Source organism: Streptomyces sp. NPDC033131 (assembly GCF_055578365.1).
On the sequence record NZ_JBVIPA010000025.1, the window covers coordinates 141361 to 148510 of the forward strand.

7 protein-coding genes are annotated in these 7150 nt (G+C 70.8%); 5 read left to right on the plus strand and 2 right to left on the minus strand.

Annotated features, from left to right (window positions below; all coding sequences use genetic code 11):
• Positions 1–151 precede the first annotated feature (151 nt).
• From ACZ5XS_RS28580 to ACZ5XS_RS28600, 5 genes are all read left to right on the plus strand, one after another.
• The gene (locus ACZ5XS_RS28580) at positions 152–844 is read left to right on the plus strand and encodes an ABC transporter ATP-binding protein (protein ID WP_468656018.1); all 693 of its coding nucleotides are present in this window, start codon (positions 152–154) and stop codon (positions 842–844) included.
• Positions 845–980: 136 nt separating this feature from the next.
• Complete coding sequence (locus ACZ5XS_RS28585) at positions 981–3527, plus strand: DUF4118 domain-containing protein (protein ID WP_468656020.1); 2547 nt, start codon at positions 981–983, stop codon at positions 3525–3527.
• A complete protein-coding gene (locus tag ACZ5XS_RS28590; protein WP_468656022.1) occupies positions 3524–4207 on the plus strand; it encodes a response regulator in 684 nt (227 codons plus the stop codon). Before ACZ5XS_RS28585 ends, ACZ5XS_RS28590 begins: the two co-directional genes overlap by 4 nt.
• A gap of 45 nt (positions 4208–4252) precedes the next feature.
• Positions 4253–4651 carry an OB-fold nucleic acid binding domain-containing protein gene (locus tag ACZ5XS_RS28595; protein WP_217237431.1) on the plus strand — a complete coding sequence of 133 codons (399 nt, stop codon included), beginning with the start codon at positions 4253–4255 and terminating at the stop codon, positions 4649–4651.
• A gap of 3 nt (positions 4652–4654) precedes the next feature.
• Positions 4655–5419, plus strand: coding sequence for a DUF3159 domain-containing protein (locus tag ACZ5XS_RS28600; RefSeq protein WP_468656024.1), 765 nt, complete (start codon positions 4655–4657; stop codon positions 5417–5419).
• 96 nt (positions 5420–5515) lie between these two features.
• Here ACZ5XS_RS28600 and ACZ5XS_RS28605 read toward each other — a convergent pair whose 3' ends face one another.
• Together ACZ5XS_RS28605 and ACZ5XS_RS28610 are read right to left on the minus strand one after the other, a co-directional pair.
• A complete protein-coding gene (locus ACZ5XS_RS28605) occupies positions 5516–6193 on the minus strand; it encodes a potassium channel family protein (protein WP_468656026.1) in 678 nt (225 codons plus the stop codon).
• On the minus strand, positions 6193–6864 hold the full coding sequence (locus ACZ5XS_RS28610; RefSeq protein ID WP_468656028.1) for a potassium channel family protein: 672 nt from the start codon (positions 6862–6864) through the stop codon (positions 6193–6195). Before ACZ5XS_RS28610 ends, ACZ5XS_RS28605 begins: the two co-directional genes overlap by 1 nt.
• Between the last annotated feature and the right edge of the window lie 286 nt (positions 6865–7150).

Sequence of the window (7150 nt, forward strand, 5' to 3'; positions counted from 1 at the left end):
GGGCCGCACCCCCGCACTGGGGGTGCGGCCCTTCTGGTACGCGGACCGCAGGTCCCGGGAAACGCCCGCGCACGACGACGACCCGGGCTGAACCGTTGAACTGCCGGGCGCCCGTTGGCGATACTGGCGCCCGGTCCACGGGGGAGGACGCATGACTCAGGTGGTCACCGAGACCATGGTGCGCGTCGAGAACGTCCGTAAGTCGTACGGCGAGTCGGCCGCCGTCGTGCACGCGCTGCGGGGGGTCTCCTTCGAGGTGCCGCGCGGCGAACTCGTCGCCCTCAAAGGGCGTTCGGGATCCGGCAAGACCACGCTCCTCAACATCGTCGGCGGGCTCGACCTGCCCGACGAGGGACGGGTCACCGTCGACGGGCTCGACCTCGCGGAGCTGGGCGAGGACGGCCTGCTCGCGCTGCGCCGGGACCGTATCGGATTCGTCTTCCAGTCCTTCGGGCTGATCCCGATCCTCACGGCCGCCGAGAACGTCGGTGTGCCGATGCGGCTGCGCCGGGCCGACCCGCGCGAGCGGGAGGAACGCGTCGAACTGCTGCTGTCGCTGGTCGGTCTCGCCGATCACGCTCGGCAGCGACCGGGCGAACTGTCCGGCGGCCAGCAGCAGCGGGTCGCCATCGCCCGCGCCCTGGCCAACAGCCCCTCGCTCCTCGTCGCCGACGAGCCGACCGGCCAGTTGGACGCGGAGACCGGCCATTCCGTCATGGAGCTGCTGCGGGCCGTCGTACGCAGCGAGCAGGTCACCGCGCTCGTCGCCACTCACGACGCGAACCTGCTGGGCCTGGCCGACCGGGTGCTGGAACTGAGCGACGGGGAGATCGCCGAGGGGTGACCGTATCGGGCCGTCCCGGTTGGCGTCAGGGTTGCGTCAAGGACGGCCCACGGGCCGCACCCGACCCCATTTGTCGCGATTATTGGCCGTAGGGTCGACGCTGCGCGGGCAGCAGCGACCGGAAGACAGTGAGGCCATGGGACGCGGCAAGCTTCGGATTCACCTCGGTGCGGCACCGGGCGTCGGCAAGACGTACGCGATGCTGTCCGAGGCGCACCGACGTGTCGAGCGCGGCACGGACTGCGTGGTGGCCTTCGTGGAGCACCACGACCGGCCGCGCACCGAGGCGCTGCTGCACGGCCTGGAGCAGATCCCGCGCCGGGAGCTGGAGTACCGCGGGGGCGTGTTCACCGAGATGGACGTCGACGCCGTGCTCCGCAGGGCTCCCGCCGTCGCCCTGGTGGACGAGCTGGCCCACACCAACATCCCCGGCTCCCGCAACGCCAAGCGGTGCCAGGACGTGGAGGAGCTGCTGGCGGCCGGGATCGACGTGATCTCGACGGTCAACATCCAGCATCTGGAGTCCCTGGGGGACGTGGTCGAGGCGATCACGGGGGTGCGGCAGCGAGAGACGGTGCCGGACGAGGTGGTGCGGCGGGCCGACCAGATCGAGCTGGTCGACATGTCGCCACAGGCGCTGCGGCGGCGGATGGCGCACGGCAACATCTACCAGCCCGACAAGGTGGACGCGGCCCTGTCCAAGTACTTCCGGCCCGGCAACCTGACCGCCCTGCGGGAGCTGGCGCTGCTGTGGGTGGCCGACCGGGTGGACGCGTACCTGCAGCAGTACCGCAGTGATCACCAGGTGTCGAAGATCTGGGGTTCGCGGGAGCGGATCGTGGTCGGGCTGACCGGTGGTCCGGAAGGCCGGACGCTGATCAGGCGGGCGGCGCGGCTGGCGGAGAAGGGCGCCGGAGGTGAGGTGCTGGCGGTCTACATAGCCCGCAGCGACGGACTGACCTCGGCCTCCCCGAAGGAACTGGCCGTGCAGCGGACCCTGGCCGAGGACCTGGGCGGGACCTTCCATCACGTGGTGGGTGACGACATACCGGTCGCGCTGCTGGACTTCGCCCGCGGGGTGAACGCCACCCAGATCGTCCTCGGCTCCTCGCGCCGCAAGACCTGGCAGTACGTCTTCGGCCCCGGCGTCGGGACGACCGTGGCCCGCGAGTCGGGGCCCGACCTCGACGTGCACATCGTCACCCACGAGGAGGTCGCCAAGGGCCGCGGCCTGCCGGTCGCCCGGGGCGCGCGGCTCGGCCGGGCCCGGATCCTGTGGGGCTGGCTGGTCGGCGTGGCCGGCCCGGTGATCCTGGCGCTCCTGCTCAACACCGTCCACCTCGGCCTCGCCAACGACATGCTGCTCTTCCTGACGGTCGTCGTGGCGGCGGCCCTGCTCGGCGGACTGCTGCCCGCGCTGGCCTCGGCGGCGGTGGGCTCCCTGCTGCTGAACTACTTCTACACACCGCCCCTGCACCACTGGAACATCGCCGACCCGAAGAACATCGTCGCCATCGCGATCTTCGTCGGCGTCGGCGTGTCGGTGGCCTCCGTGGTCGACCTCGCCGCCCGCCGCACCCACCAGGCCGCCCGGCTGCGCGCCGAATCGGAGATCCTGTCCTTCCTCGCGGGCAACGTGCTGCGGGGCGAGACCGGCCTCGAAGAGCTCCTGGAACGCGTCCGCGAGACCTTCGGCATGGAGTCGGCCGCCCTGCTGGAACGCGAGAGCGACGTCGACCCGTGGACCTGCGCGGGCCGGGCCGGCCTCGGGCGGCCGGTGGAGCGGCCCGAGGAGGCGGACGTGGACATGCCGGTCGGGGACCACATGGCGCTCGCGCTGACCGGCCGGGTCCTGCCCGCCGAGGACCGCCGGGTCCTGGCCGCCTTCGCCGCGCAGGCCGCCGTCGTCCTGGACCGGCGGCGCCTCCAGGAGGAGGCCGACCGGTCCCGCACGCTCGCCGAGGGCAACCGGATCCGCACCGCGCTGCTGGCCGCCGTGAGCCATGACCTGCGTACGCCACTGGCAGGCATCAAGGCGGCCGTCTCGTCGCTGCGGTCCGACGACGTGGCGTGGTCCGAGGAGGACCAGGCGGAGCTGTTGGCGGGCATCGAGGAGGGCGCCGACCGGCTCGATCACCTGGTGGGCAACCTGCTCGACATGTCCCGGCTCCAGACCGGCACGGTCACCCCCCTGATCAGGGAGATCGACCTCGACGAGGTGGTGCCGATGGCGCTCGGCGGGGTGCCCGAAGGCAGCGCCGAACTGGACGTCCCGGAGACGCTGCCGATGGTGGCCGTGGACCCGGGGCTGCTGGAACGGTCGGTGGCCAACCTGGTCGAGAACGCCGTCAAGTACAGCCCGGCCGGCAAAGCCGTCCTGGTGTCCGCCAGCGCCCTCGCCGACCGGGTCGAGGTGCGGGTGGTCGACCGGGGCCCCGGCGTCCCCGACGAGGCCAAGGAACGCATCTTCGAGCCCTTCCAGCGCTACGGCGACGCCCCCCGCGGCGCAGGCGTCGGACTCGGCCTCGCCGTGGCGCGCGGTTTCGCCGAGGCGATGGGCGGCACCCTCAACGCCGAGGACACCCCCGGCGGCGGCCTCACCATGGTGCTCACCCTCCGCGCGGCGGGAGCCACCCCCGAGGAGCCGCCTCCCCCCGTACGACCCGAAAGGCAGGTCACATGACCCGGGTGCTGGTGATCGACGACGAGCCGCAGATCGTGCGCGCCCTCGTGATCAACCTCAGGGCGCGCAAGTACGAGGTCGACGCGGCGCACGACGGCGTCACCGCCCTCGAACTCGCCGCCACCCGCCACCCGGACGTGGTCGTCCTCGACCTGGGCCTGCCCGACATGGACGGCGTCGAGGTGATCAAGGGACTGCGCGGCTGGACCCGCGTGCCGATCCTGGTGCTGTCCGCCCGGCACTCCTCCGACGAGAAGGTCGAGGCGCTGGACGCGGGCGCCGACGACTACGTCACCAAGCCCTTCGGCATGGACGAACTGCTGGCCCGGCTGCGCGCCGCCGTCCGCCGGGCCGAGCCGACCGGGGGCGGCGACGGCGACATGCTGGTGGAGACCGACGAGTTCACCGTCGACCTCGCGGCCAAGAAGGTCCAGCGGCACGGGAAGGACGTACGGCTGACACCCACGGAGTGGCATCTGTTGGAGGTGCTGGTGCGCAACACCGGCCGCCTGGTCGGCCAGAAACAGCTGCTCCAGGAGGTGTGGGGGCCGTCGTACGGGACGGAGACGAACTACCTGCGGGTCTACATGGCCCAGCTCAGGCGCAAGCTGGAAGCGGACCCGTCGCATCCGAAGCATTTCGTCACCGAGCCGGGGATGGGGTACCGGTTCGAGCGCTAGTACCGGGGGTACGTAGCTGTCGGTGGGCCCCGGTACGCTTCACATATGAGTGCTGTTCCTCGTTCCGAGAAGCCGGTGGGCCGGTTCCGGCGCATGCTCGGCCGGCTCTCCTCGTCGCAGGAGGACCTGGAGTCCGAGGAGCTGCGCGAGGACGCCGCGACCGCCGGCTGCACGCGCATCGGTGACTGCCACGACCGCCAGGTCGTCACCGTTACTGGTACCTTGCGCACGGTCACCCTGCGCCCGCGCGCGGGCGTCCCGGCGCTGGAGGCCGAGCTGTTCGACGGCTCCGCCGCGCTGGACGTGGTGTGGCTCGGCAGACGCTCCATAGTGGGGATAGAGCCGGGGCGCAGACTGATCGCATCGGGCCGGATCTCGATGAGCCGGGGCCGCCGGGTGCTGTTCAACCCGAAATACGAACTGAGACCCCTCGGACGGGAGTAGCCGGTGACGTCGCTCGACAAGCCGACCGAAGACACCGAAGACACTGCGCGGGATGCCCGGGCGGTGACCGAGGCCGCGCTGTTCGAAGCCTTCGGCGGCGTGCGGGGCATGGTCGAGACGGTGCTGCCGGGCCTTCTCTTCGTCACCATCTTCACGATCAACAAGGACCTGCACTGGTCGGCCATCGCGGCCCTGGCCGTGTCGCTCGCCCTGGTCGTGGTCCGGCTGGTCATGAAGGACACCGTCAAGCACGCCTTCAGCGGTGTCTTCGGCGTCGCCTTCGGTGTCGTCTTCGCGATGATGACCGGCAACGCCAAGGACTTCTACCTCCCCGGCATGCTCTACACGCTGGGCCTGGGGCTCGCCTACATCATCACGACCCTCTGCGGCGTCCCGCTGATCGGTCTGATCCTCGGCCCCGTCTTCAAGGAGAACCTCTCCTGGCGCACCCGCAACCCGGGCCGCAAGAAGGCGTACGCCAAGGCCAGCTACGCCTGGGGCCTGATCCTGCTCGCCAAGTGCGCGATCCTCTTCCCGCTGTACTGGTGGGCCGACACGACCCAGCTCGGCTGGGTCCTGATCGCCCTGAAGATCCCGCCGTTCCTGCTGGCCGTGTATCTGACCTGGGTCTTCCTGGCGAAGGCGCCGGCCCCCATCGACGTCTTCGCCGAGATGGAGGCGGAGGAGCGTGCCGAGAAGGAACGCAAGGCCGCACGGGCGGAGGAGCACGGCGAGGCGACGGCCGCCCGTCACCGCCGCGAGGTGTAGGAGTCCGTACGGACGCCGTACGACGACCCCGTATACGACGACGAAGGGCGCCCGGAACTCTCCGGGCGCCCTTCGTCGTCGCAAGGTCCGGGGCGATCAGCTCGGTGCTTCCTCCCGGCGCACCGACAGCAGGTCCTCCAGCTGCTCCTCGCGGGCCGGGGCGGCCACGAAGAGGAGCTCGTCGCCCGCCTCCAGGGAGTCGTCCCGGGTCGGGGTGAGGACGCGGTTGCCGCGGATGATCGTCACCAGGGACGTGTCCTGCGGCCACTCGACGTCGCCGACCTGGGTGCCGGCCAGGGCCGACTCCTCCGGGAGGGTCAGCTCCACCAGGTTGGCGTCGCCGTGGCTGAAGCGGAGCAGCCGGACCAGGTCGCCGACGCTCACCGCCTCCTCGACCAGGGCCGACATCAGCCGTGGGGTGGAGACGGCGACGTCCACGCCCCAGGACTCGTTGAACAGCCACTCGTTCTTCGGGTTGTTCACCCGGGCGACGACACGCGGAACGCCGTACTCCGTCTTGGCCAGCAGCGAGACGACCAGGTTGACCTTGTCGTCGCCGGTCGCGGCGATCACGACGTTGCAGCGCTGGAGCGCCGCCTCGTCCAGGGACGTGATCTCGCAGGCGTCGGCCAGCAGCCACTCCGCCTGCGGGACGCGCTCGACGGAGATGGCCGTCGGCGCCTTGTCGATGAGCAGGACCTCGTGGCCGTTCTCCAGCAACTCGGCCGCGATCGAGCGGCCGACCGCGCCGGCACCGGCAATGGCGACCCTCATCAGTGACCGCCTTCCTCTTCGGGACCCTTGGCGAACGCCGCCTCGACCTTGTCGACCTCGTCGGTGCGCATCATCACGTGCACCAGGTCGCCCTCCTGCAACACCGTCTGCGAACTCGGCAGAATCGCCTCGCCGAGCCTGGTCAGGAACGCCACGCGCACTCCGGTCTCCTCCTGGAGACGGCTGATCCGCTGGCCCACCCAGGACGAGGCGGTGTGCACCTCGGCCAGCTGGACGCCGCCGGTGGGGTCGCGCCACAACGGCTCGGCCCCCGAGGGCAGCAGCCGGCGCAGCATCTGGTCGGCCGTCCAGCGCACCGTCGCGACGGTGGGGATGCCCAGACGCTGGTAGACCTCGGCACGCCGGGGGTCGTAGATACGCGCCGCGACGTTCTCGATGCCGAACATCTCGCGGGCGACGCGCGCGGCGATGATGTTCGAGTTGTCCCCGCTGGAGACCGCGGCGAACGCGCCGGCCTCCTCGATGCCCGCCTCGCGCAGGGTGTCCTGGTCGAAGCCGACTCCGGTGACACGACGGCCGCCGAACCCGGAGCCCAGCCGCCGGAAGGCGGTGGGGTCCTGGTCGATCACGGCGACCGTGTGCCCCTGCTGCTCCAGGTTCTGGGCGAGCGCCGACCCCACTCGCCCGCAGCCCATGATGACGATGTGCACTGAAGCCCTACCCCGCAGTCCTGGTCATCGCGATGACCTGCGAAAACACCCTGATCACTCTTCTCTCTCAGTCTGCCGGGCAACAACGGGCAACAGCGTCCGTCGTTGCCCGGACACGAGCTTATGCCGCAACTTCGCCCATGCCCTCATCCGCGGAGGGCGGGGGTTCGCTCAGCGGGCGTTGAAGTATTTGGCTTCGGGGTGGTGGATGACGATGGCGTCGGTGGACTGTTCGGGGTGGAGCTGGAATTCCTCGGAGAGGTGGACGCCGATGCGTTCGGGTTGC